Source organism: Streptomyces marokkonensis (assembly GCF_039539045.1).
Lineage (GTDB): Bacteria > Actinomycetota > Actinomycetes > Streptomycetales > Streptomycetaceae > Streptomyces > Streptomyces marokkonensis.
In genome coordinates, this window is record NZ_BAABCQ010000041.1 from 1 (window position 1) to 23,967 (window position 23,967).

At 70.1% G+C, this 23,967-nt stretch carries 21 protein-coding genes and 2 tRNA genes; 7 read left to right on the forward strand and 16 right to left on the reverse strand.

Annotation, left to right across the window (positions count from 1 at the left end; all coding sequences use genetic code 11):
* Window positions 1-65 precede the first annotated feature (65 nt).
* The 5 genes from ABEA26_RS13030 to ABEA26_RS13050 all read right to left on the reverse strand — a co-directional run bounded on the left by ABEA26_RS13030 (window position 66) and on the right by ABEA26_RS13050 (window position 6,712).
* Window positions 66-1,085, reverse strand: coding sequence for a rod shape-determining protein (locus ABEA26_RS13030; protein WP_087809356.1), 1,020 nt, complete (start codon window positions 1,083-1,085; stop codon window positions 66-68).
* Between the two features lie 319 nt (window positions 1,086-1,404).
* On the reverse strand, window positions 1,405-1,818 hold the full coding sequence (gene ndk, locus ABEA26_RS13035) for a nucleoside-diphosphate kinase (protein WP_164251073.1): 414 nt from the start codon (window positions 1,816-1,818) through the stop codon (window positions 1,405-1,407).
* Between the two features lie 169 nt (window positions 1,819-1,987).
* A complete protein-coding gene (locus ABEA26_RS13040; RefSeq protein ID WP_345592126.1) occupies window positions 1,988-2,344 on the reverse strand; it encodes a DUF4233 domain-containing protein in 357 nt (118 codons plus the stop codon).
* Between the two features lie 5 nt (window positions 2,345-2,349).
* Window positions 2,350-3,870, reverse strand: a complete 1,521-nt coding sequence (gene folC / locus ABEA26_RS13045) for a bifunctional tetrahydrofolate synthase/dihydrofolate synthase (RefSeq protein ID WP_345592128.1) — start codon at window positions 3,868-3,870, stop codon at window positions 2,350-2,352.
* 217 nt (window positions 3,871-4,087) lie between these two features.
* The gene (locus ABEA26_RS13050) at window positions 4,088-6,712 is read right to left on the reverse strand and encodes a valine--tRNA ligase (protein WP_345592130.1); all 2,625 of its coding nucleotides are present in this window, start codon (window positions 6,710-6,712) and stop codon (window positions 4,088-4,090) included.
* Window positions 6,713-6,848: 136 nt separating this feature from the next.
* Here ABEA26_RS13050 and ABEA26_RS13055 point away from each other — a divergent pair, with 136 nt between their 5' ends.
* Complete coding sequence (locus tag ABEA26_RS13055; protein WP_345592131.1) at window positions 6,849-7,838, forward strand: hypothetical protein; 990 nt, start codon at window positions 6,849-6,851, stop codon at window positions 7,836-7,838.
* 78 nt (window positions 7,839-7,916) lie between these two features.
* On the opposite strand, the gene clpX is transcribed toward ABEA26_RS13055, so the two are convergent.
* From clpX to ABEA26_RS13080, 5 genes are all read right to left on the reverse strand, one after another.
* On the reverse strand, window positions 7,917-9,203 hold the full coding sequence (gene clpX / locus ABEA26_RS13060) for an ATP-dependent Clp protease ATP-binding subunit ClpX (RefSeq protein WP_345592133.1): 1,287 nt from the start codon (window positions 9,201-9,203) through the stop codon (window positions 7,917-7,919).
* 181 nt (window positions 9,204-9,384) lie between these two features.
* Window positions 9,385-10,065, reverse strand: a complete 681-nt coding sequence (locus tag ABEA26_RS13065) for an ATP-dependent Clp protease proteolytic subunit (RefSeq protein ID WP_345592135.1) — start codon at window positions 10,063-10,065, stop codon at window positions 9,385-9,387.
* A gap of 123 nt (window positions 10,066-10,188) precedes the next feature.
* Window positions 10,189-10,794, reverse strand: coding sequence for an ATP-dependent Clp protease proteolytic subunit (locus tag ABEA26_RS13070; RefSeq protein WP_031040345.1), 606 nt, complete (start codon window positions 10,792-10,794; stop codon window positions 10,189-10,191).
* A 457-nt stretch (window positions 10,795-11,251) separates the two neighbouring features.
* Window positions 11,252-12,688 carry a trigger factor gene (tig, locus tag ABEA26_RS13075; RefSeq protein ID WP_345592136.1) on the reverse strand — a complete coding sequence of 479 codons (1,437 nt, stop codon included), beginning with the start codon at window positions 12,686-12,688 and terminating at the stop codon, window positions 11,252-11,254.
* Between the two features lie 281 nt (window positions 12,689-12,969).
* Window positions 12,970-13,046, reverse strand: a tRNA-Pro gene (locus tag ABEA26_RS13080).
* A 162-nt stretch (window positions 13,047-13,208) separates the two neighbouring features.
* Here ABEA26_RS13080 and ABEA26_RS13085 point away from each other — a divergent pair.
* A tRNA-Gly gene (locus ABEA26_RS13085) sits at window positions 13,209-13,279 on the forward strand.
* A 71-nt stretch (window positions 13,280-13,350) separates the two neighbouring features.
* On the opposite strand, the gene ABEA26_RS13090 is transcribed toward ABEA26_RS13085, so the two are convergent.
* The gene (locus tag ABEA26_RS13090; protein ID WP_217169938.1) at window positions 13,351-13,545 is read right to left on the reverse strand and encodes a hypothetical protein; all 195 of its coding nucleotides are present in this window, start codon (window positions 13,543-13,545) and stop codon (window positions 13,351-13,353) included.
* A 663-nt stretch (window positions 13,546-14,208) separates the two neighbouring features.
* Between ABEA26_RS13090 and ABEA26_RS13095 the strand changes: the two genes are divergently transcribed.
* A complete protein-coding gene (locus ABEA26_RS13095) occupies window positions 14,209-15,420 on the forward strand; it encodes an acyltransferase family protein (protein ID WP_345592139.1) in 1,212 nt (403 codons plus the stop codon).
* Window positions 15,421-15,468: 48 nt separating this feature from the next.
* On the opposite strand, the gene ABEA26_RS13100 is transcribed toward ABEA26_RS13095, so the two are convergent.
* Together ABEA26_RS13100 and ABEA26_RS13105 are read right to left on the reverse strand one after the other, a co-directional pair.
* The gene (locus ABEA26_RS13100) at window positions 15,469-15,906 is read right to left on the reverse strand and encodes an HD domain-containing protein (protein ID WP_345592189.1); all 438 of its coding nucleotides are present in this window, start codon (window positions 15,904-15,906) and stop codon (window positions 15,469-15,471) included.
* 94 nt (window positions 15,907-16,000) lie between these two features.
* Entirely contained in the window at window positions 16,001-17,188 is a 1,188-nt protein-coding gene (locus ABEA26_RS13105; protein ID WP_345592141.1) for a SpoIIE family protein phosphatase, read from the reverse strand.
* 212 nt (window positions 17,189-17,400) lie between these two features.
* On the opposite strand from ABEA26_RS13105, the gene ABEA26_RS13110 reads away from it, so the two are divergent.
* The gene (locus tag ABEA26_RS13110) at window positions 17,401-18,630 is read left to right on the forward strand and encodes a GNAT family N-acetyltransferase (RefSeq protein ID WP_345592191.1); all 1,230 of its coding nucleotides are present in this window, start codon (window positions 17,401-17,403) and stop codon (window positions 18,628-18,630) included.
* A 10-nt stretch (window positions 18,631-18,640) separates the two neighbouring features.
* On the opposite strand, the gene ABEA26_RS13115 is transcribed toward ABEA26_RS13110, so the two are convergent.
* The 3 genes from ABEA26_RS13115 to ABEA26_RS13125 form a co-directional block, all read right to left on the reverse strand.
* Window positions 18,641-19,540, reverse strand: coding sequence for an Fpg/Nei family DNA glycosylase (locus ABEA26_RS13115; protein ID WP_345592143.1), 900 nt, complete (start codon window positions 19,538-19,540; stop codon window positions 18,641-18,643).
* Window positions 19,541-19,680: 140 nt separating this feature from the next.
* Entirely contained in the window at window positions 19,681-20,166 is a 486-nt protein-coding gene (locus ABEA26_RS13120; RefSeq protein WP_345592145.1) for a ribose-5-phosphate isomerase, read from the reverse strand.
* Window positions 20,167-20,302: 136 nt separating this feature from the next.
* The gene (locus ABEA26_RS13125) at window positions 20,303-20,887 is read right to left on the reverse strand and encodes a biotin transporter BioY (RefSeq protein WP_345592147.1); all 585 of its coding nucleotides are present in this window, start codon (window positions 20,885-20,887) and stop codon (window positions 20,303-20,305) included.
* 332 nt (window positions 20,888-21,219) lie between these two features.
* Between ABEA26_RS13125 and ABEA26_RS13130 the strand changes: the two genes are divergently transcribed.
* The 3 genes from ABEA26_RS13130 to ABEA26_RS13140 all read left to right on the forward strand — a co-directional run bounded on the left by ABEA26_RS13130 (window position 21,220) and on the right by ABEA26_RS13140 (window position 23,931).
* A complete protein-coding gene (locus ABEA26_RS13130; protein ID WP_345592149.1) occupies window positions 21,220-22,602 on the forward strand; it encodes an amino acid permease in 1,383 nt (460 codons plus the stop codon).
* 198 nt (window positions 22,603-22,800) lie between these two features.
* A complete protein-coding gene (locus ABEA26_RS13135; protein ID WP_345592150.1) occupies window positions 22,801-23,442 on the forward strand; it encodes a superoxide dismutase in 642 nt (213 codons plus the stop codon).
* 261 nt (window positions 23,443-23,703) lie between these two features.
* On the forward strand, window positions 23,704-23,931 hold the full coding sequence (locus tag ABEA26_RS13140) for a hypothetical protein (protein WP_345592152.1): 228 nt from the start codon (window positions 23,704-23,706) through the stop codon (window positions 23,929-23,931).
* Window positions 23,932-23,967 lie beyond the last annotated feature (36 nt).

Below are 23,967 nucleotides of genomic sequence, written 5' to 3' on the forward strand. Positions count from 1 at the left end.
TCTCTATATCAGCGATCCGCCGCACGAGAGGAGATCGTCTCGTACGGCGGAACCGAAGTGTTACGTCATCTGCGGGGCGAGGCGTCCAGCACCTGCTGGAGCGCCTCGAACTCCTCGACGCACTTGCCGGAGCCGAGCGCCACGCTGTCCAGCGGGTCCTCGGCGATATGGATCGGCATTCCGGTCTCCCGGCGCAGCCGTTCGTCGAGCCCGCGCAGCAGCGCGCCGCCGCCGGTCAGGACGATGCCCCGGTCCATGATGTCGCCGGACAGCTCCGGCGGACACTTGTCGAGGGTCGTCTTGACCGCGTCGACGATCGCGTTGACCGGCTCCTCGATCGCCTTGCGCACTTCGCCGGCGGAGATGACGACGGTCTTGGGCAGCCCGGAGACGAGGTCCCGGCCACGGATTTCGGTGTGCTCGTCGGCGTCGAGGTCGTACGCCGAACCGATCGTGATCTTGATCTGTTCGGCCGTGCGCTCACCCAGCAGAAGGCTGTACTCCTTCTTCACGTGCTGGATGATCGCGTTGTCCAGCTCGTCACCCGCGACGCGGATGGACTGGGCGGTGACGATGCCGCCGAGCGAGATGACCGCGACCTCCGTGGTGCCTCCGCCGATGTCCACCACCATGTTGCCCGTGGCCTCGTGGACCGGCAGGCCGGAGCCGATGGCCGCGGCCATGGGCTCCTCGATGATGTGCACCTGACGGGCGCCGGCCTGGGACGACGCCTCGATGACGGCACGGCGCTCGACGCCGGTGATGCCCGAGGGCACACAGACGACGACCCGCGGACGAGCCAGATAACGCCGCTTGTGGATCTTCAGAATGAAGTAGCGGAGCATCCGCTCGGTGATCTCGAAGTCGGCGATGACGCCGTCCTTCAGCGGGCGCACGGCAACGATGTTGCCGGGCGTGCGCCCGATCATCTTCTTCGCTTCGGCGCCGACCGCGAGGATGCCACCGGTGTTGGTGTTGATCGCGACGACGGACGGCTCGTTGAGTACGATCCCGCGACCCCTGACGTACACCAGCGTGTTGGCGGTCCCGAGGTCGACAGCCATGTCACGGCCGATGAACGACATTGAGTTCCCCATCAGGATTCGACTGGCCTTCCCAGGAGCTTTTGAGGGCTTTTCAGGTAGGCGAGGTGGGCGCAGTGGCGCGTGGAGGCTTCCATCGTAGACGCGCTTTCGCGAACACTGTGCGAGGGTCTTCGCCATTGTCAGCAGATGGCGCATCGCCCCGCTTGTGGAGACGGGCCAACGGAGGCATCCGTTCCCCCGAACAGGCGCGCATATGCCACAGGGCGGTCGCTTTTACGCGACCGCCCCGGTCCGCCGCGGGCCATTCGACTGACGCGACGTCAGAAAAAAGATGTGTCCGGCGTGTCCGGAAGGAGGCTCAGACCCGGCCCGGGAAGAAGATCTTCAGCTCGCGTTCGGCGGACTCCTCGGAGTCGGAGGCGTGGATCAGGTTCTCCCGGACGATCACGCCGAAGTCCCCGCGGATGGAGCCGGGAGCAGCGGCGATCGGGTCGGTCGGACCGGCCAGCGCGCGCACGCCCTCGATGACCCGCTCACCCTCGACGACCATGGCGACTACCGGACCGGACGCCATGAACTCGACCAGCGGCTCGTAGAAGGGCTTGCCCTTGTGCTCGCCGTAGTGCTGCTCCAGCGTCTCGGAGTCCAGGGTGCGCAGTTCCAGCGCGGTGATCTGCCAGCCGGCCTTGCGCTCGATACGGCTGATGATCTCGCCGGTCAGGCCACGACGGACGGCGTCGGGCTTGAGGAGGACGAGGCTGCGCTGTGTCACGACGGGCTCCTTGGGATATACGAGTGTGCTGTTGTACGAACGTGCGGTGATGCGGCGGTACGAACGTGCGGTGGTACGAACGTGCGGTGGTACGAACGTGCGGTCGTGCGAAGTGATGACTGAGGTTACCGGGCGTGTCGCAGCACCTGGCACGCAGCGTCGGCCGGGGTCAGGCTGCCTCGGGCGCGGAGGCGTCCGCCTGGGCCGCGAACCTCGCCTTCGCCTCGTCGATCTTGCGCCCGTAGTGCACGGAGGCCCACCAGAGGGCGGCGAAGATCGCCCCCAGGAAGAACATGGTCGGCACGACGAACCCGGAGGCGATCAGGGCGATCTGCAGGGCCCAGCCGAAGGCGACGCCGCCGGGCCGGGTCACGAAGCCGCACAGCGCCACGCACAGGAACATCGCGATGCCGCTGACCGTCCACACCGTCCCCATGGACAGGTCGGGGTCCTTCATGGCGACCAGACCGGCGAAGCCGATCACGAAGACCTCGCCGATCAGAGTAGAAGCACAGAGCGTACGCACGGTTCTCAGCCCTTCCCGAGGAGCAGTCGGGCCTCGCCGACGGTGTAGATGGAGCCGGTGACGAGCACCCCGCCGCCCGAGAACTCGCCCTCCTCCTCGGCCAGCGTGATCGCTGCCTCCAGGGCGTCCGGCAGCCGCGGCTCGACCTGGACGCGGTCCTCGCCGAACACCTCGACGGCGATGCCCGCCAGCGCGTCGGCGTCCATCGCGCGCAGGCCGGAGTTCTGGGTGACGACGATCTCGGCGAAGACCGGCTCGAAGGCCTCCAGCAGCCCCCGTACGTCCTTGTCGCCGCTCGCGCCGACCACGCCGATGAGCCGGCTGAACTGGAAAGCCTCCCCGACCGCCTCCGCGGTGACCCGCGCGCCGGCCGGATTGTGGGCGGCGTCCAGCACCACGGTCGGCGAGCGCCGCACCACCTCCATCCGTCCCGGCGAGGCGACGGCGGCGAAGGCCTTGCGCACGGTGTCGACGTCCAACGGCTCCGGGCGCTGCGACCCGACGCCGAAGAACGCCTCGACGGCGGCGAGGGCGACGGCCGCGTTGTGCGCCTGGTGGGCGCCGTGCAGCGGCAGGTAGACCTCGGTGTACTCGCCGCCGAGCCCGCGCAGGGTCATCAACTGTCCGCCGACGGCGACCTGCCGGGCGACGACGCCGAACTCCAGCCCTTCGCGCGCCACGGTGGCGTTCACGTCCACGGCCTTCTTCAGCAGCACCTGTGCCGCGTCCACCGGCTGCTGGGCCAGGATCACGGTGGCGTCCTGCTTGACGATGCCGGCCTTCTCGGTCGCGATCGCGCCGGGCGTCGCGCCGAGCCGGTCGGTGTGGTCCAGGTCGATGGGGGTGACGACGGCGACGTCCCCGTCGATGACGTTGGTGGCGTCCCAGGAGCCGCCCATCCCGACCTCGACGACGGCCACGTCCACGGGCGCGTCGGCGAAGGCGGCGTACGCCATGCCGGTCAGCACCTCGAAGAAGGACAGTCGGTACTCCTGCTGGGCGTCGACCATCTCGACGTACGGCTTGACGTCCTCGTACGTCTCGATGAAGCGCTCGGCGGAGATCGGCGCCCCGTCCAGGCTGACCCGCTCGGTGACCGACTGCACGTGCGGCGAGGTGTACCGGCCGGTGCGCAGCTCGAAGGCGCCCAGCAGGGCCTCGATCATGCGGGCGGTGGTGGTCTTGCCGTTGGTCCCCGTGATGTGGATGGAGGGGTACGACCGCTGCGGCTCGCCCAGCACGTCCATCAGCGCGGCGATCCGGGCGACGGACGGCTCGAGCTTGGTCTCGCCCCAGCGGGTGGAGAGCTCGGCCTCCACCTCGCGCAGGGCCTTGTCCACCTCGGGATCCTCGGGCCGCGCGGGCACGTCGGCCTCCGGCGGGCCGCCCTGGGTGCGGAGGGTACGGCTGCCGGCCTCGATCACGGCGAGATCGGGGTCGCGGTCGGTCTCGGCGGCGACGATCTCCTCGAAGGGGTCACCGGGGTCGGGCTGCTCGCTGCTGTCGTGCGGGGGGAGCTCACTCACGGGGACCAGTCTACGGACGGCCGCCGACAGTGTGCCCACGGAGTGGGGTGCCCGGCGTCTACGGGCATGCCAGGACTCCGCCGTCGAGCGCGGATGCTCCGCCGGCGGGCGCGGGAGCTTCGTGGCCGGGCGCGTTCCCGAGCGTGCGAAGGCTCCCGGTGCCGAATGGCTCCCGGTGCCGAAAGAGCCCCGGGAGCCTTCGTCCACGTAGCGGCGTCTACGCCTGCGGCAGCTTCTCCAGCTGGGCCCGGAGTCGCGCGATGTCCTCGTCGGCCTTGGCCAGCCGGCCGCGGATCTTGTCCACCACGTTGTCCGGCGCCTTGGCCAGGAACGCCTCGTTGCCCAGCTTGGCCGTGGCCTGGACCTTCTCCTTCTCGGCGGCGGCGAGGTCCTTGGCGAGGCGCTTGCGCTCCGCCTCGACGTCGATCACGCCGGAGAGGTCCAGGGCGACCTCGACGCCCGCCACCGGCAGGGTCGCCGTGGCCGTGAAGGCGTCGCCCTCCGGCTGGAGGCGCAGCAACTGCCGGACGGCCGCCTCGTGCGCGGCCAGCGCCGTGCCGTCGAGGGTCAGCCGGGCCGGGACCCGCTGGCCGGGCTGCAGACCCTGTTCGTGGCGGAAGCGGCGGACCTCGGTGACGACGGACTGGACGGTCTCGATCTCCCGCTCGGCGCCCGCGTCCCGGAAGCCCGAGTCGGACGGCCACTGGGCGATGACGACCGACTCACCGCCGGTGAGCGTGGTCCACAGCGTGTCGGTGACGAACGGGACGATGGGGTGCAGCAGCCTCAGCGTCACGTCGAGGACCTCGCCCAGGACGCGCTTGCTGACCTCGGCGGCCTCGCCGCCCGCCTGGAACGTCGTCTTGGACAGCTCGACGTACCAGTCGAAGACCTCGTCCCAGGCGAAGTGGAACAGGGCGTCGGAAAGCTTCGCGAACTGGTAGTCCTCGTAGTACGCGTCGACCTCGGCGACCACCGAGTTGAGCCGGGAGAGGATCCAGCGGTCGGTCGAGGACATCCTCGACGCGTCCGGCAGCGGGCCCTCGACCGTCGCGCCGTTCATCAGCGCGAAGCGGGTGGCGTTCCAGATCTTGTTGGTGAAGTTCCGGGAGCCCTGGACCCAGTCCTCGCCGATCGGGACGTCGACGCCGGGGTTGGCGCCGCGCGCGAGGGTGAAGCGGAGCGCGTCGGAGCCGTACTTGTCCATCCAGTCCAGCGGGTTCACGACGTTCCCGAACGACTTGGACATCTTCTTGCCGTTCTGGTCACGGACCATGCCGTGCAGGGCGATGGTGTGGAACGGCGGGGTGCCGTCCATCGCGTAGAGGCCGAACATCATCATCCGGGCGACCCAGAAGAAGAGGATGTCGTAGCCGGTGACCAGGACGGAGTTCGGGTAGAACTTCGCGAGCGAGTCGGTCTGCTCGGGCCAGCCCAGCGTGGAGAACGGCCACAGGCCGGAGGAGAACCAGGTGTCCAGGACGTCGGAGTCCTGGTACCAGCCCTCACCGCCGGGCGGCTCCTCGTCGGGTCCGACGCAGACGACCTCACCCTCGGGGCCGTACCAGACGGGGATGCGGTGGCCCCACCAGAGCTGGCGCGAGATGCACCAGTCGTGGAGGTTGTCGACCCAGTCGAAGTACCGCTTCTCCATCTCCTGCGGGTGGATCTTGACGCGGCCGTCACGGACGGCGTCACCGGCGGCCTTGGCCAGCGGGCCGACCTTGACCCACCACTGCATGGACAGGCGCGGCTCGACGGTCGTCTTGCAGCGCGAGCAGTGGCCGACGGAGTGGACGTAGGGCCGCTTCTCGGCGACGATCCGGCCCTCGGCGCGCAGCGCGGCGACGATGGCGGAGCGGGCCTCCAGCCGGTCCAGGCCCTGGAAGGGGCCGTGGGCGGTGATGACGGCGTGCTCGTCCATGACCGCGATGGCGGGCAGGTCGTGGCGCCGGCCGATCTCGAAGTCGTTCGGGTCGTGGGCGGGCGTCACCTTGACGGCGCCGGTGCCGAACTCGGGGTCGACGTGCGTGTCGGCGACGACCGGGATGGAACGGTCGGTGAGCGGCAGCTTGATGAGCTTGCCGATCAGGTGCCGGTACCGCTCGTCGTCGGGGTGGACGGCGACGGCCGTGTCACCGAGCATCGTCTCGGCACGGGTGGTGGCGACGACGATGGTGTCGTCCCCGTCGCCGTACTTCATGGAGACGAGCTCGCCGTCGTCGTCCTGGTACTCGACCTCGATGTCCGAGATGGCCGTCAGGCAGCGGGGGCACCAGTTGATGATGCGCTCGGCGCGGTAGATCAGCTCGTCGTCGTAGAGCCGCTTGAAGATGGTCTGGACGGCCTGGGAGAGGCCCTCGTCCATGGTGAAGCGCTCACGCGACCAGGCGACGCCGTCGCCGAGGCGGCGCATCTGCCCGCCGATCTGCCCGCCGGACTCGCCCTTCCACTGCCAGACCCGCTCGACGAACGCCTCCCGGCCGAGGTCGTGCCGGGACTTGCCCTCCTTGGCCATTTCCCGCTCGACGACGTTCTGCGTGGCGATGCCGGCGTGGTCCATGCCGGGCTGCCACAGCGTCTCGTACCCCTGCATCCGCTTGCGGCGGGTCAGGGCGTCGATGAGCGTGTGCTCGAAGGCGTGCCCGAGGTGCAGGCTGCCGGTGACGTTCGGCGGGGGGATGACGACGGTGTACGGCGGCTTGTCGCTGTCGGCGTCCGCCTCGAAGTAGCCCCGTTCCACCCAGCGCTCGTACAGCTTCCCCTCTACCTCGGCCGGCGTGTACTGGGTCGGCAGTTCGGTGGTGGGTGCGGGCTGCGGCTGCTGAGAGTTCTCGGTCACGGGGGTCAGTTTACGGCCGTCACGACCCTGTCCCGAAACGCGTTTCCTTCGTAACAGTGCGGCCCCCGGTGACCTGCGCACGCCAGCTCTGGGTCAGGATGTCAACACTACGTAAGCATCCGGAGGGGAACCAGTCATGAGTCACAACCAGCCGGGCCCGTACGGCGGGCAGCCCCAGCAGCCCGGACCGTACGGCCAGCCGGGGCCGTACGGCCAGCAGCCGCCGCAGGCTCCCCAGCCCGGCTATGGCTACCCCCAGCAGACGCCGCCGCCCGCGCAGCCGGGCTACGGCTACCCGCAGCAGCCGCAGCAGGGCGGCGTCCCGCCGCAGACTCCCCCGTACGGCCAGCCGCAGCCGCCCTACGGCCAGCAGCCCCCGTACGGGCAGCAGCCGCCCGGCCAGCCCCCCTACGGCATGCCTCAGCCCCCGGTCCCGGGTGGCGGCAAGAAGAAGACGGGTCTGATCATCGGCGCGGTCGCCGTCGTGGCGGCGATCGGCGTGGGCGCGTACTTCGTGTTCGGCGGCGGGAGCGGGGGCGCCGGATCGGACATCGCCGACGACGGCCCGCACAAGCTGACGACTCCGGCGACGGTGCTCGGTGAGTACGAGAAGTCCAAGAGCGAGAGCGGCAGCATGAGCGCCGGAGACATGAAGGACGCCGAGAAGTGGGGGGTGAAGGACGCCAAGGACGTGAGCGCCACGTACACGGCGAAGAACGAGGAGAACCCGCTGGCGAGTAAGCAGCTCATGTTCGGCGGCGTCTACGGCGAGATCGACGACCCTGAGAAGGCCCTCGACGAGATGTTCGCGTTCATGAAGAAGGAGAGCCAGGAGGGCGGCAGCGACGAGGACGTGAGCTTCGTCGGAGAGCCGAAGCAGTACAAGCCCGATTCCCTCGACGGCGCCGTCATCAAGTGCCAGGACGCCAAGGTCGACAACTCCGACGGCGGGCCGAACGAGCCCAAGTCGATGACCATGACGTACTGCGCCTGGGGCGATCACAGCACGCTGGGCTTCACCATGCCGGTGAGCCTCCTGGACGTCGCGGCCGGCAAGAAGACCGACCAGGCCGCGGCGGCCGACATCACCGCCAAGCTCCGCAAGGAGGTCCGCGTCAAGGCCTGACGCCGGAACGGCTACGCGGAAGGGGCCCGGTCGGTCGACCGGGCCCCTTCCGCGTGCGGCTTCGTACGGTGGCCGCGGCTACGCCGTCTTCTGCTCGCCCGGGCCCCGCCCTCGCGAATCGCGCGGGATCAGCGTCGGGTTGACGTTGGAGAGGACGACATCGGCGGTGATGACGACGCGGGCGACGTCCTTGCGGGAGGGCACCTCGTACATGACGCCCTGGAGGACTTCCTCCATGATGGCGCGCAGGCCGCGGGCGCCGGTCTGGCGGAGGATGGCCTGGTCGGCGATGGCCTCCAGGGCCTCGCGCTCGAAGTCCAGCTCCACGCCGTCGAGTTCGAAGAGGCGCTCGTACTGCTTGACCAGCGCGTTGCGCGGCTCGACCAGGATCTGGAGCAGGGCCTCGCGGTCGAGGTTGTGGACCGAGGTGATGACGGGGAGCCGGCCGATGAACTCGGGGATCATGCCGAACTTGACCAGGTCCTCGGGCATGACGGACTGGAACTGGTCCGTGGACTCCAGCTCCCGCTTGGACCGGATCGTCGCGCCGAAGCCGATGCCCTTGGCGCCGGCCCGGCTCTCGATGAGCTTCTCCAGGCCCGAGAAGGCACCGCCCACGATGAACAGCACGTTCGTCGTGTCGATCTGGATGAACTCCTGATGCGGGTGCTTGCGGCCGCCCTGCGGCGGGACCGAGGCCGTGGTGCCCTCGAGGATCTTCAGCAGGGCCTGCTGGACGCCTTCGCCGCTGACGTCGCGCGTGATCGACGGGTTCTCGCTCTTCCGCGCGACCTTGTCGATCTCGTCGATGTAGATGATCCCGGTCTCGGCCTTCTTGACGTCGTAGTCGGCCGCCTGGATCAGCTTGAGCAGGATGTTCTCGACGTCCTCGCCGACGTACCCCGCCTCGGTGAGGGCGGTGGCGTCGGCGATGGCGAACGGGACGTTCAGCATGCGCGCCAGGGTCTGGGCGAGGAGGGTCTTGCCGGAGCCGGTGGGGCCCAGCAGCAGGATGTTGGACTTCGCCAACTCGATGGCGTCCTCGCGGCTTTGGCCGCCGCCGTTCTCACCGGCCTGGACCCGCTTGTAGTGGTTGTACACCGCCACGGAGAGCGCCTTCTTGGCCGCTTCCTGGCCGACGACGTAACCGTCGAGGAACTCGTAGATCTCGCGGGGCTTGGGAAGCTCCTCCCAGCGCACCTCGCTGGACTCCGCCAGCTCCTCCTCGATGATCTCGTTGCAGAGGTCGATGCACTCGTCGCAGATGTACACACCGGGCCCTGCGATGAGCTTCTTGACCTGCTTCTGGCTCTTGCCGCAGAACGAGCACTTGAGCAGATCGCCGCCGTCACCGATGCGTGCCACGGTGTGCTTCCCCTTCGCCTGGGAGACTCCCGGCCGTCGACGTCACGTCGACGGCCGGCGGACTCCTGGTGCTGCCTTATGTCCGACGGTACCTTGCCGGGCCCCCCGTCCGGGCCCCCCTTGGCACGGTTCGCTTTGACGTGAACCGTGCCAAGGAGCAGCAGACGATACCCGCTCCGTGTCAGCTGACCGACTCGTTGTTCATCTTCCGGGTGGAGACGATCTGGTCGACCAGGCCGTAGGCCAGCGCGTCCTCGGCCGTGAGGATCTTGTCGCGCTCGATGTCCTCGCGGATCTTCTCGACCGGCGTGGTGGAGTGCCTGGCCAGCATGTCCTCGAGCTGCGCGCGCATCCGGAGGATCTCGTTGGCGGCGATCTCCAGGTCGGAGACCTGACCGCGGCCCGTCTCACTGTAGGGCTGGTGGATCAGGACGCGGGCGTTGGGCAGCGCCATGCGCTTGCCCGGCGTGCCGGCGGCCAGCAGGATCGCGGCGGCGGAGGCCGCCTGGCCCATGCAGACCGTCTGGATGTCCGGCTTCACGAACTGCATCGTGTCGTAGATGGCCGTGAGCGCCGTGAAGGAGCCGCCGGGGCTGTTGATGTAGATCGAGATGTCCCGGTCCGGGTCCATCGACTCAAGGCACAGCAGCTGCGCCATGACGTCGTTGGCGGAGGCGTCGTCGATCTGGACGCCCAGGAAGATCACGCGCTCTTCGAAGAGCTTCGCGTAGGGGTCGTACTCGCGGACGCCCTGGGAGGTGCGCTCGACGAAGCGCGGGATCACGTAGCGGGACTCGGCGGAGGGGCCGGTGTACTCGGCACGCATGCGGTCGTTCAGGCCGCTGCCGGGGAAGTCGTTCACAGTGTCTCCTGGAAGAAGCTGAGGCGGTCGGCTCGGGGCCGGCTGGGCGGGCGTGCTGGGCCCGCGGAGGCTGGGCTCGGCTCCGCGGGGCCCGGGAGACCCCGGAGGCCCGCGGGGAGCGGCTCAGGCCCCCGTGCCGCCGCCGCCCGGCATGCCGGCGGCCGTGGTGATGACGTCGTCGACGAGGCCGTACTCCTTGGCCTCGAAGGCGTCGAACCAGCGGTCACGGTCCGAGTCGCGGGTGATCTGCTCGATCGTCTGACCGGTGTGCTGGGACGTGAGCTCCGCCATGCGCTTCTTGGTGTGCAGCAGCCGCTCGGCGTGGATCTTGATGTCCGAGGCGGAGCCGGCCAGGCCGGCGGAGGGCTGGTGGATCAGGATCTCGGCGTTCGGGAGCGCGAAGCGCTTGCCCGGGGTGCCGGCGCTGAGCAGGAACTGGCCCATCGAGGCCGCCAGGCCCATCGCGATCGTCACCACGTCGTTCTTGATGTACTGCATGGTGTCGTAGATCGCCATGCCGGCCGTAATCGAACCGCCGGGGCTGTTGATGTACAGGAAGATGTCCTTGTCCGGGTCGGCGGCAAGGAGCAGCAGCTGTGCGGTGATCTTGTTGGCAATGTCGTCGTCGACCGGCTGGCCGAGGAAGATGATCCGCTCGCCGAGCAGCCGGTTGTAGACCTGGTCGCCGAGGCCACCACCGATGGAGGGCTCGCCGGCGGCGGAGGGCATCAGATTCGTCACGTATCCACCTGCTCGTCTTACGACGGCGCCGGGCCGTCTCACGTGTTCTGCCGGGGCTCGGGGCCGTCCGGCCGGTTTCGGGGACTCCCCTGCCCTCGTATTCATGGACCCTAACGCGCAGGCCCTGCGGTGCCATCCCGGTTCCGCGGGTGTTCGCTGTGAGCGCATGTCGCTCCGCTGGGTGAGCGGGGTGCGGCGCGTCGTGGCGACGTCGGTCGTGGGCGGCCCAGGTGCCTGCGTGGCCGAGCGCGCCCACGGCGGCGGAGCCGCGCGCCGGCTCGGTGCGGCGCCCCTGGGGCGCTGCCGCGACGGGCCTCTCGGGCGTCCCGGCCGACGGCCCTTCTGAGGAGGCGGCCCGACGGCCTTCCCGGCCGTATGCCGACGGGCCCCGAGAAGCGAACGCGTCTCGGGGCCCGTCGTTACGGCGTCACAGGTGACGTGGGGCTCAGCCCTCGGTCTTCTCGTCGGCCTTCTCGTCGGCCTTGTCGTCGGCCTTGTCGTCACCGGACTCGGTGGCCTCGGCGGCGTCGGTGGGCTCGGCGGCGGCCTCCGTGGTCTCCGCCTCGTCCTCCTCGTCCTCCAGGTCGACGACCTCGCCGTTGGTGTCCTTGACCGTGGCCTTCTCGACCACGACGGCCAGGGCCTTGCCGCGGGCGACCTCGCCGACGAGGAGCGGGACCTGGCCCTGCTCGACGACGGCCTGGGCGAACTGGTCGGGGGACATGCCGGAGGAGGCGGCGCGGCGCATGAGGTGCTCGGTGAGCTCCTCCTGGCTGACGTTGAGCTTCTCCTGCTTGACCAGCTCGTCGAGGACGAACTGGGTCTTGATGCCCTTGACCGCGGCCTCGCGGGTCTCGGTCTCGAACTCCTCGGCGGTCTTGCCCTGGAGCTCCAGGTACTTCTCGAGGTCCAGGCCCATCTGGCCGAGCTGGTGGTGCTCCAGATTGTGCTTGCGGGTGTTGACCTCGTCCTCGAGGAGCTTCTCGGGGACGGGGACGTCGACCAGCTCGAGGAGCTTGTCGAGCACGCGCTCCTGGGCCTGCGTGGCCTGGTCGTACTGCTTCGTGTTGGCCAGGCGCTTGCGGCTGTCGGCCTGCAGCTCCTCCAGCGTGTCGAACTCCGACGCGAGCTGCGCGAAGTCGTCGTCCAGCTCGGGCAGCTCACGCTTGGCGACCTGGGTGACCTTGACGGTGACCTCGGCCTCCTTGCCGGCCGCCGAGCCGCCCTTGAGCTCGGAGGTGAAGGTGGCCTCGCCACCGGCCTCCACGCCCTTCACGGCGTCGTCGATGCCCTCCAGCAGCTCACCGGAGCCGATGGTGTAGGAAACACCGTCGGCGACGCCGTCCTCGAGGACCTCGCCGTCGACCTTGGCCTGCAGGTCGAGGGTGACGACGTCACCCTCCTCTGCGGCACGCTCGACCGGGGAGGTGGAGGCGAAGCGCTCGCGCAGCTGCTCCACGGCCTTCTCGACGTCCTCGTCGCTGACCTCGATGGCGTCCACCTCGACCTCGATGCCGGAGTAGTCCGGGATCTCGACGGCCGGGCGGATGTCGACCTCGGCGGTGAAGTTCAGCGTCTCGCCGTCCTTCAGCTCCGTGATGTCGACCTCGGGCTGGCCGAGCGGGTTCAGCTCGGCCTCGTTGACCGCGTCGGTGTAGAACTTCGGAAGCGCGTCGTTGACCGCCTCCTCCAGGACCGCACCGCGGCCGAACCGCTGGTCGATGACGCGGGCCGGGATCTTGCCCTTACGGAAGCCCTTCACCGTGACCTGCTGGTTGATCTTCTTGTACGCCGCGTCGAGGCTGTCCTTGAGCTCCTCGAAGGGCACCTCGACAGTGAGCCGAACCCGGGTCGGGTTCAGGGTCTCCACGGCGCTCTTCACGGTTCGGTCTCCTTGGTGGCTGACTTCTTGGGTTCTGCCGGAGCCAGAGAGGCGTCCGGCAGGTTTCGCCGCCCGGAGACTTCAGACCTGATGACGCACGGGCGTGCAGCTTGCATAGTAACGGCAGCGGCTACACGGCCCAAAAGGCGATCACTGGAACCACCGGTCGATCACCCGAGGTGACCGGCCGGACGGACCGGCGGGGCCGGGTGTCGCCCGCCGCCCGACCGGGGCGGCCGGGACTGCGATGACTGCTGAGCCGCGACCGCGTGGCCTGCGATTGGTCGGGGTGGCGGGATTTGAACCCACGGCCTTCCGCTCCCAAAGCGGACGCGCTACCAAGCTGCGCCACACCCCGTCTGGTGCGACACGTAGGGTACATGCCGCCAGGCATCGGGGCCGCCGGGTAACCCGAGCGCCTCCGGAGGGGCGGCACGGACCGGAAGGGGTGTGCGGCGAGGGGGGACGACCCGCTAAGATGCCTGCAGTGCCGAGGTCACCGACCTGCGGCGCGCACTGTGCGGGCGTAGCTCAATGGTAGAGCCCTAGTCTTCCAAACTAGCTACGCGGGTTCGATTCCCGTCGCCCGCTCCGAGAGGCCTCCGGCCCGGTTCCGCCAAAGGGACCGGGCCGGAGGCCTTCGTACGGTCGTACGGCCCGGGCTAGAACTGGATGGAGTTGAGCGTCTCCGCTATCGAGTCCAGGAACCGCTGGATGTCGTCGGCCATGCCGGTCGAGGCCAGGAAGAAGCCGAAGAGGACCGCGACGACCGCCGGGCCCGCCTTGATGGAGCCTCCTCGCAGCAGCACCACCAGGATGATTGCCAACAGCAGCACCACTGACAGTGAAATGGCCACAACTGATCACACCCTCGATCGGTCCGCTCTCCCGGCTCGGAGGTGCCGTGCCGCGCACCCCGCCAGGACCATCGTGCCACCAACCGGGCCCCGTCATGCGGCTGGTGACACATCATCCGGCCGGATCCCGGGTGGCGCCCTCTCCCGCACACGCGGACCCACCCGCCCACCACACCCCGCACTGATATTCGAGATGACGCCCGCGCAGAGAATTACTGGGGCTTCGTTTCAATGCCCACACAACACGTTCGTAGATGATTCGAATTGCCGCGGGATGCGCATCGACCGGCGCCGCACAGGGAAATCTCAGGGATGCCACAGGTTACCGTGGGCGCGCTGAAGCGGACATTCCATCGGAGTCCCCCATCAGTCTTATGCCCGGCTTAGTCGTGACGAGTCATGACACGTCGGGTGACTCAGAGACCGTTATGGTGCACGGCCACAGCGGACAGTGTGGGGACCGTCACGCGACCGGAGAGGCCGAGTTCCCGGAAATGCGGGGTACCCGCTACGCACTCTGGATCCGAATACGGGAATGACTTCGAAGGTTTTACGGAATCACACGGAGAACGCTAGGGTGCCTCAGATGTTCTACGCTGCCTCGTCCCCCACCAGAGCAGCGAGGTCCTGCGACGTCTCGCCGAGTTTTTGGCGGGGGTGCGCATGACGAACTCGCTGCGACCGCACGGCGACCGGAAAACGCTGTCCCCATCGGACCAGCGGACGGCACCGGACCAGCAGACCCAGTCCAGCCGGCAGACACGGCCGAGTCGGCAGACCCAGCCGAGTCGGCAGCGCGACGCGTTCTTCGACAACGCCAAGTACCTGGCGATCGTGCTGGTCGGAGTGGGTCACGCCTGGGGACAGATCCTGGACGGCAACCGGAGCGTGGAGACCCTGTACCGGGTCCTGTACACGTTCCACATGCCGGCCTTCATCATCATCTCCGGCTACTTCTCGCGCAGCTTCGACATGAGCCCCAAGCGCGTCAAGCGGCTGATCACCAGCGTCGCCGTCCCGTACGTCGTCTTCGAGGTCGCCTACGCGCTGCACCGCCGCGTCAGCGAGGACCCGTCCAACGACATCAGCCTGCTGGACCCCACCTACCTTCTCTGGTTCCTGTGCGCGCTGTTCATCTGGCGGCTGACCACCCCCATCTGGCAGACCGTCCGCTGGCCGCTGCCGATCGCCCTGGCCATCGCCGCGCTGGCCTCCGTGACACCCACGATCGGAAACGACCTGAACATGCAGCGGGTGCTGCAGTTCCTGCCGTGCTTCGTGCTGGGCCTGGTACTGCGCCCCGAACACTTCCAGCTGGTGCGGCGCCGTTCGGTGCGGATCCTGTCCGTGCCGGTGGTGGCGGCCGCCGTGGTCATCGGCTGGTGGTCCGTGCCGCGCATGGAGACCGGCTGGTTCTACCGCAACGCCGCCGTGCAGGACACGGGCGCCCCCTGGTGGTCCGGGCCGGTCGTGACGCTCGCGCTCTTCGGCTGCTCGCTGGTGCTGAGCGCGTGCTTCTTCGCCTGGGTGCCGGGCCGGCGCATGTGGTTCACCGCGCTCGGCGCGGGCACGATCTGCGGCTACCTGCTGCACGGCTTCCTGTCGAAGGAAGCCACCTTCGCGGGCTGGTTCCACGGCCCCGCGTGGGACGAGCCGCTCGGTGCGGTCGTGCTGACCGCCCTCGCGGCCGCCGTGATCACCGTGCTGTGCACCAAGCCCGTCCAGCGGGTCCTGCGGTGCGTGGTGGAGCCGAGGATGGACTGGGCCTTCAAGCGGGATCCGGGTGAGGCCGCCCGGGGCCGCGAGCGGCGGGACAAGGCCGGGGCGCGCGAGGCACCGGCGCCGAGCGAGACGGGCGACAAGGTCTCCGTCTAGTCCGTCCGGGGTCCGTCCCCGTCTCTTGCCGCGGCTCGGTTCCTTCGCTCAGCCGTCAGTCGCCGGAGCGACCAGGCCGAGGAGTGCGCGCATCCGCGCGTACTTCTCGGTCAGTCGTGTGCGGGTGGCCCCGTCCAGGACCGCGAGTCGGGCCGGATCGGCGTTGTGCGCCAGGTCGGCCTCCTTGACCAGCGGCGCGCCGGGCGTCTCGAGGATGCGTGCGGCGTACGCCTCGGGCGGCTCCCCGGCCCGCTTGGTGAGGGCGAGGACGATGTCCTTGGTACGGGGACTCAGCGCGGCCTCCCGCAGCCACCGCTCGGACAGCGCGTCGTCCTCGACCGCGTCGTGCAGCCAGGCTGCCGCGATCTGCTCGTCGTCCCCGCCACGCCCTCGCACGCCCTCGGCGACCGCCCGCAGATGCTCGGCGTACGGCCGGCCCGCCTTGTCGGTCTGTCCGGCGTGGGCGGCACGGGCGGTGGCCTCCACCTCGGCGAGGGAGAGCCGCCGGGCGGGCTCGGTGGCGGAGTCGGCAGCGGGCTCCGGAGTACGGGAAGGGGTCTGGGACACGCGGCCCAGTGTGTCAGTCCGCCGCCGTCGGGGACTGGGCCGTCGGGCCCTCCCGGCAGATCAGCAGGAGCGCCCGGTCGTCGTTGACGTCCTTGGCCACCGCCTCGATCAGATGCCAGGCGGCGCCGTGGAAACCGCCGGCGACGTAGCGGTCGGCCTCGCCGGTGAGGCGGTCGATGCCCTCGGTGATGTCGCGCTCGGAGGTCTCCACCAGGCCGTCCGTGAACAGCATCAGCACGTCCCCGGGGCGGAGTGAGCCCTTCACCGGGTCGAACTGCGCCCCGTCGTACACACCCAGCAGCGGTCCCTCGGCCGACTTCTCCTCCCAACGGCCCGTACCCGCGCTGAGCTGGAGGCCCGGCGGATGTCCGGCGGAGTACAGCTCGTAGTCACCGGAGTCGAGTTCCAGGACGAGGTGGATGGAGGTGGCGAAGCCCTCGTCCCAGTCCTGGCGGAGCAGGTAGCCGTTGGCCGCCGGCAGGAACGCGTGCGGGGGCAGGCTGCCCAGCAGGCCACCGAACGCGCCCGACAGCAGCAGGGCGCGCGAGCCCGCGTCCATACCCTTGCCGGAGACGTCGGTGAGGACCACCTCTAGCGTCCGGCCGCCGTTGGTACGGGCGGCGACGACGAAGTCCCCCGAGAAGGACTGTCCGCCGGCCGGGCGCAGCGCCATCTCCCGGTGCCAGCCCGGCGGCAGGCCCGGCAGCTTGCTCTGGACGCGGATGCGTTCGCGCAGGTCGAAGAGCATGGTGCCGCCGCGCCGCCAGGGCACGCCGACCCGGCTGCGGAACTGGGCGACCAGCAGTCCGAAGAAGCCGCAGGCCGCGACGACCAGGACCACGCCGGGGGTGACCCGGGAGGGGCCCTCCGTGTAGGGGCCCAGTTGCACCGACTCCACGATCAGTGCCGTGGCCGCCGCCGCGTACAGGCCGAGCAGGCTCGCGGGGCGCAGCAGCAGGCCGCCCGCGACGATCGGGAGGACCAGTGCGGCCGGTGAGCACCACACGGAGTTCGCCATCGTGGTGGCCGCGATGACGGGGATCATCAGCAGCAGTCCGGCCAGGGCGATCCAGTCCGAGCCGTCGCCGCGGAAGTAGTCGACGGCGGATCTGCGCACGCCGACGCGGGCCCGGTGCCATTGCTTCTTCCACCGGGCCGTGAACGTGTCGGCTTCCGCGCGCCGCTGTCGTTCTGCTGCCATTAGTTCGGGACCCTATCCATCGGACCGGGCGCTTGGCACGGGAGGTCCTACTTGTCCCCCGTCCGAGGCCCATGACTTCACAGTGAACTTCACGAACGGCCGTCGCGCCGCCACCCGCCGGAAATTCCCTCGCCCGCTCCGCGGAGCCCTGGTACGCATGGCCCATGGGTATTGGCATGGGTGACGGCGGCGACGGAGACGGCAACGGCGGTATGGGAACCGAGCTGCGGGTGCTGACGCGGGACGAGTGGAGCAAGTGGTACGCGACACTGATCCGTGCCTTCAGCGGGGTTCCGGAGTCGGCCGAGGAGTTGGAGCTGTACAACGCTCTGACCGAGGTCGACCGCTCACTCGGTGTCTGGGAGGGCGACGAGTGCGTCGGTACGGCCGGGGCGTTCGGTTTCCGGATGACCGTGCCGGGTGGTGCGGAGGTGCCCGCGGCGGGCGTGACGATGGTGTCCGTCACCGGTACTCACCGGCGTCGGGGGGTGCTGACGTCGATGATGCGGCGGCAGTTGGACGACGTACGGTCCTGGGGTGAGCCGTTGGCCGTGCTGACGGCCTCCGAACCGGCGATCTACGGCAGGTTCGGGTACGGCGCCGCGACCTTCCAGGTCAACGCGGAGATCGATACGGACCGGGTCCGTCTGTCGGTGCCGGACGGCACGGATGACGTACGGCTGCGGTACGCGGAGCCCGCGGACGTGCTCGACGCGTGCGAGGCCGTGTACGCGCGGCTGGTGCCCGGCCGGCCCGGGATGCTGGCCCGGCGGCCCGGCTGGGAGCGGGTGGGGCTGCTGGATCCGGAGAGCAAGCGGGAGGGGGCCTCGCCGCTGCAGTGCGTGGTCGCCCGGCGGGACGGTGAGGTCACGGGGTACGCGCGGTTCCGGGTGCGGCCGGGCTGGGCGCCCGAGGGGCCGTCCGGCACGGTGGTGCTGGAGGATCTGGCCGGGCTGGACCCGGCGACCGACGCGGCGCTGTGGCGCTTCCTGTTCGGCGTCGACCTGACGACGACGCTGGCCGTGCGCGGGCGGCCGGTCGACGAGGCGTGGCAGCACCAGGTGTCGGACATCCGGCGGTGCCGGCCGGGGCTGCGAGACGGGCTGTACGTACGGCTGGTGGACGTGGGGGACGCGCTCGCGGCGCGGACCTACCAGGCGCCGGTGGACGTGGTGTTCGAGGTGGAGGACGCCTTCTGCCCCTGGAACGCGGGGCGTTGGCGGTTGACCGGGGACGCGAAGGGGGCGTCCTGCGAGCGTACGACCGACGCGGCGGATCTCGCCCTGTCCGTGCGGGAGTTGGGAGCGGCGTATCTCGGGGGCGTGAGCCTGGCTTCGCTGGGCGCGGCCGGGCGGGTGCGGGAGGTGCGGCACGGGGCGCTGGCGGAGGCGTCGGTGGGGTTCGGGTCGGACGTCGCGCCGTGGTTGCCGCACGGCTTCTGACGGCCCCCGCCTACGGCCGCCCGCGCTGGCAGGACGGGCACCAGAAGAGGTTGCGGGCGGCGAGGTCGGCGGTGCGGACGGTCTCGCCGCAGAGGTGGCAGGGCTGGTCGGCCCGGCGGTAGACGTACACCTCGCCGCCGTGGTCGTCGACGCGGGGCGGGCGGCCCATGGCCTCGGGGGTGTGTTCGGGGCGGACGGTGTCGATGCGGTTGTGCCGGACGCCCTCGCGCATCAGTTCTGTGAGGTCCCGCCAGATCGCGTCCCACTCGGCGGGGGTGACGTCCCTGCCGGGGCGGTACGGGTCGATGCCGTGGCGGAAGAGGACCTCGGCGCGGTAGACGTTGCCGACGCCGGCGATGACCTTCTGGTCCATGAGCAGGGCGGCGATGGTGCTGCGGCTGCGGGAGACACGGCGGTAGGCGGCCCGCGGGTCGGCGTCCGGGCGCAGGGGGTCGGGGCCGAGGCGGTCGTGTACCGCCTGCTTCTCGGGGTCCGTGATCAGAGTGCAGGTGGTGGGGCCGCGAAGGTCGACGTAGGCCGTCTCGTTGACGAGGCGGAGGCGGACGGTGTCCGTGGGGGGCGGTGCGGGGGTGTCTCCGAAGGTGACCTTGCCGAAGAGGCCGAGGTGGATGTGGATCCAGTCGGCGGGCTCGGGGGGACCGGCGGTCACGTCCGGTGCGGCCGGCTCGGACTCGGCGGGCTCGGCGGTCACGTCCGGCTCGGGCTCGGCGGCGCCGAAGCCGAGGAAGAGGTGTTTGCCGTGCGCCTCGGTGCGGATGAGGGAGGTGCCGGTGAGGAGGGCGGCGGCGTCGGAGAACTTGCCCTGGGGACTGGACGCGAGCGTCGGCCCGCCGGCGAAGGCGGCGGCGTAGTCCTTGGCCAGTCTGTGGATCGTGTGCCCTTCTGGCACGGGGTCGTCCTTCCTGCGTTCTGGCACCCGCCCGGCCCGGCCGGCCCTCCGAGGCCACAACGCCGCGCCCCCGGGTGTCGTCTCTCGCCCTCCCCAGCGCTCGCGCACCGGGGAGGGGAGGGAAGCGCCAGGTGGCAGGCCTACTGCTGCGGGTGGTGCGGCGGAATGGGGGGGAGGTCGCCCGTCGTCTCGTAGGACGTGAGCATGTCGATGCGGCGGATGTGGCGTTCGTCGCCGGAGAACGGGGTGGCGAGGAAGGTCTCGACGAACTTCGTCGCCTCCTCCTGCGTGTGCATGCGGGCGCCTACGGCGACGACGTTGGCGTCGTTGTGCTGCCGGCCGAGGGACGCCGTCTCCTCGCTCCAGGCCAGCGCCGCGCGCACGCCCTTCACCTTGTTCGCCGCGATCTGCTCGCCGTTGCCCGAGCCGCCGATCACGATGCCGAGGGCGTCGGGGTCCGCGGCCGTGCGCTCGGCGGCGCGGAGGCAGAAGGGCGGGTAGTCGTCCTGGGCGTCGTAGAGGTGCGGGCCGCAGTCGACGGGCTCGTGGCCCGCCGTCTTGAGCCACTCGACGAGGTGGTTCTTGAGTTCGTAGCCCGCATGGTCGGAGCCGAGATACACGCGCATGGGTCGAGTGTGACACGCGGGTCACGGGGCGGCAGCGTCGGCCCTGTCCTCGTACGGCTGCCGCCGGGACGCGAAAGAGGCCCGCCGGGACGCCGCTGCGGCCCGGCGGGCCTCTTTCGGTGACACCAGCGCGGTGCTACCGCTTGTCGGCCAGCTTCCAGGCCGTGGGCAGTACGCCCATCGCCAGGGCGGCCTTCAGCGCGTCGCCGATCAGGAACGGGGTGAGGCCGGCCGCGATCGCTGCGGTGAGGGACATGTCGGCGGCGAGGGCCAGGTACGGGACGCCGACGGCGTAGATGACCGCCTCGCCCAGCAGGATCGTGCCGGCCGTGCGCAGCATCGAGCGGTCGGCGCCGCGGCGGGCCAGGGCGCCCACGACGGTGACGGCGAGCAGCATGCCGAAGACGTAGCCCAGCGACGGGGCGCCGGTGCCGGAGCCGCCCTCCGCGAACCACGGCACGCCCGCCATGCCGACCAGCGCGTAGAGCGCGAGCGAGAGCAGGCCGCGGCGGGCGCCGAGCGAGGTGCCGACGAGCAGTGCCGCGAAGGTCTGGCCGGTGACCGGCACCGGGGAGCCGGGCACGGGCAGCGCGATCTGGGCCGCGACGCCGGTGAGTACGGCACCGCCGGCCACCAGCGCGACGTCCCGGACTCGGGAGGAGGGGATGAGGTCGGCGAGGACCTGCCCGGAGCGGCGGGCGGGGACGGCAGCGGTGCTCATGGGGACTCCGCGGTGGTATGGACATGTCGGGACACCGCGACGCTATCCCAGCGGGTCGGCCCCGATCACCAGCAGCGCTCGACAAAGGGGCGATCGGCGGCTTGGTGGGCCCCCGTCAAAGGGCACCGGATACACGTGATCGCGCGTGACACCGGTCACCGAGGTGGGGAGGCGGGCGTCACCCGGAAGCGGAATCGCGCATTCGGACGATCACGTTCCGTATCGGCGTCGTCCGTATCGTGGGCAGCCGCTGTCGCCGACCCGCGCGACGCCGGAGACTGTGGGCGTTTTTGCCCTGCCCCCCGCCCCCCACGTATCGGACGAGTCGCTCCATGTCCAACAGCACCACCACCGGTAAGCCGCCGCAGTCGGACGACGCCTCCCTCTCCCACGGTCTCAAGCAGCGCCACCTGTCGATGATCGCCCTCGGCGGTGTGATCGGCGCCGGGCTGTTCGTCGGTTCCGGGGCCGGTATCGCCGCCGCCGGGCCGTCGATCGTCGTCGCCTACACCCTCTCCGGTCTCCTCGTGATGCTGGTGATGCGGATGCTGGGCGAGATGTCGGCCGCGTATCCGTCGTCGGGTTCCTTCTCCGCGCACGCCGAGCGGGCGATCGGCCCCTGGGCCGGTTTCACCGCGGGCTGGGCCTTCTGGGTGCTGCTGTGCACGGCCGTCGGCCTGGAGGGCATCGGTGCCGCGCAGATCGTCAGCGGCTGGCTGCCGGGTACGCCGGAGTGGGCGTGGGTGGCGCTGTTCATGGTGGTGTTCTGCGGGACGAACCTGGCCGCCGTGAAGAACTTCGGCGAGTTCGAGTTCTGGTTCGCCGCCCTCAAGGTCGGCGCGATCTCGCTGTTCCTGGTGCTCGGCGTGCTGGCGATCACCGGCGTCCTGCCGGGCACCGACTCCCCCGGCACCTCGCACCTGAGTGACTTCCTGCCGAACGGCGGCAACGGTCTGATCATCGGCCTGCTCGCCTCGGTGTTCGCCTACGGCGGCCTGGAGACGGTGACCATCGCGGCGGCCGAGTCGGAGAACCCGGTCAAGGGCGTGGCGAGCGCCGTGCGGACGGCGATGTGGCGGATCGCGCTGTTCTACATCGGCTCGATGGCGGTCATCGTCACCCTGGTGCCCTGGGACTCCCCGGAGGTCGTGGAGAAGGGCCCGTACGTCGCCGCCCTCGACGAACTCGGCATCCCGGGCGCCGGCGAGCTGATGAACGTCGTCGTGCTGGTCGCACTGCTGAGCGCGATGAACGCCAACATCTACGGCGCCTCGCGCATCGGCTACTCGCTGGTCGAGCGCGGCCAGGGTCCGAAGGCGCTGGGCCGGGTGTCGGGCGGGGTGCCGCGGATCGCGGTGCTCGTCTCCTCCCTCTTCGGCTTCGGCTGCGTGCTGCTCAGCTACTGGCGGCCGGACGACGTCTTCTCCTGGCTGCTGAACATGATCGGCGCGGTCATCCTGGTCGTCTGGATCTTCATCGCCGTCTCCCAGCTGCGGCTGCGGCGTCGGCTGGAGCGGGAGGCGCCCGAGAAGCTGGTCGTGCGCATGTGGGGCTTCCCGTGGCTGACGTGGGTCGCGCTGGCGGCCATGGCCACGGTCTTCGTGCTGATGGCCCGCGAGCCGGACACCCGGGTGCAGCTGTACTCGACGGGCGGGATGACGCTGGCCCTGGCGGCCGTCGGCTACGCCCGGCAGCGGCGACGGGCGCGCGGCTGACCACCAGCCACGAACACCCCGAGGGCCCTCGTACGGAGCCGGATCGGATCCGGATCGGATCCGGATCCGTACGGGGGCCCTTTCGCATGCCCTCGCGACCCGGCACGCCCGTCCGTCCCTCCTCGCACCCCCGGCCGCTTACTGCTGCTAGCGTGCACTTGCAAGCCTGTTGCAATAAGAGGCCGGAGGGGATCCGCCATGTCCGTCTACACGCTTCCTGAACTGCCGTACGACTACTCCGCGCTGGCCCCCGTGATCAGCCCCGAAATCATCGAGCTGCACCACGACAAGCACCACGCCGCGTACGTGAAGGGCGCCAACGACACGCTGGAGCAGCTCGCCGAGGCGCGGGACAAGGAGACGTGGGGCTCGATCAACGGCCTGGAGAAGAACCTGGCCTTCCACCTCTCCGGGCACATCCTGCACTCGATCTACTGGCACAACATGACCGGCGACGGCGGCGGCGAGCCGCTGGCCGCCGACGGTGTGGGTGACCTCGCCGACGCGATCGCGGAGTCCTTCGGCTCCTTCGCCGGCTTCAGGGCGCAGCTCACCAAGGCCGCCGCGACCACGCAGGGCTCCGGCTGGGGTGTGCTGGCGTACGAGCCCCTGAGCGGGCGGCTGATCGTCGAGCAGGTCTACGACCACCAGGGCAATGTCGGTCAGGGCGCCACCCCGATCCTGGTCTTCGACGCCTGGGAGCACGCCTTCTACCTCCAGTACAGGAACCAGAAGGTCGATTTCATCGACGCCATGTGGGCCGTCGTCAACTGGCAGGACGTGGCGAGGCGTTACGAGGCGGCGAAGTCCCGTACCAACACGCTGCTGCTGGCGCCGTGACCGACTGAGCACCCCGGTCGTCCTGCCTCGTGATCGTCTTCTCACCCTTCACGGCGGCAGGCGGAAGAAGGGAAGCCCCCGCGAGGACGTGACTCGCGGGGGCTTTTCCGTGTACACCGGCCTGTTCACCGGCGCGCGGGCCCGCCGCGCGCGCCGTACGGGCTCCGGTTCCCCCCGTTCCCCCCTGTCGCGCCTCTGGCGCTGCGCGCGGGCCACCCGCTGTACTGCCGTCCCGGTCCCACGGGCACTGCGGAGGATGCGATGAGGAAGAGTCTGGCCTGCCCCACCTGTGGCGGGATGCAGGACTTCCGCCCGCTCGACGACGCCGAGCGGGCGGTTGTGAAGGAACAGCTGGAGATCCCGTACGTGCACGACTACTGGCGCTGCGACGTCGCCGGCTGCCTGCGGTTCCAGCGTTGGGACAAGCAGCGCGACGGCGGCCTGCTTCCGGAGAGGTTTCGGAGGCCGGCCGCCGACGGGGAGACGTGACCCTCGCCGGCTCTCGCTGATCTCGTCGGCCCTCGC

Coding starts and splice junctions, on each gene's coding strand:
- ABEA26_RS13030 (WP_087809356.1), bottom strand. CDS start 1,085: ATGTCGTTCATCGGCCGTGACATGGCTGTCGACCTCGGGACCGCCAAC.
- ABEA26_RS13055 (WP_345592131.1), top strand. CDS start 6,849: ATGAGTCACAACCAGCCGGGCCCGTACGGCGGGCAGCCCCAGCAGCCC.
- ABEA26_RS13070 (WP_031040345.1), bottom strand. CDS start 10,794: ATGCCCTCCGCCGCCGGCGAGCCCTCCATCGGTGGTGGCCTCGGCGAC.
- ABEA26_RS13095 (WP_345592139.1), top strand. CDS start 14,209: ATGACGAACTCGCTGCGACCGCACGGCGACCGGAAAACGCTGTCCCCA.
- ABEA26_RS13105 (WP_345592141.1), bottom strand. CDS start 17,188: ATGGCAGCAGAACGACAGCGGCGCGCGGAAGCCGACACGTTCACGGCC.
- ABEA26_RS13110 (WP_345592191.1), top strand. CDS start 17,401: ATGGGAACCGAGCTGCGGGTGCTGACGCGGGACGAGTGGAGCAAGTGG.
- ABEA26_RS13120 (WP_345592145.1), bottom strand. CDS start 20,166: ATGCGCGTGTATCTCGGCTCCGACCATGCGGGCTACGAACTCAAGAAC.
- ABEA26_RS13125 (WP_345592147.1), bottom strand. CDS start 20,887: ATGAGCACCGCTGCCGTCCCCGCCCGCCGCTCCGGGCAGGTCCTCGCC.
- ABEA26_RS13130 (WP_345592149.1), top strand. CDS start 21,220: ATGTCCAACAGCACCACCACCGGTAAGCCGCCGCAGTCGGACGACGCC.
- ABEA26_RS13135 (WP_345592150.1), top strand. CDS start 22,801: ATGTCCGTCTACACGCTTCCTGAACTGCCGTACGACTACTCCGCGCTG.
- ABEA26_RS13140 (WP_345592152.1), top strand. CDS start 23,704: ATGAGGAAGAGTCTGGCCTGCCCCACCTGTGGCGGGATGCAGGACTTC.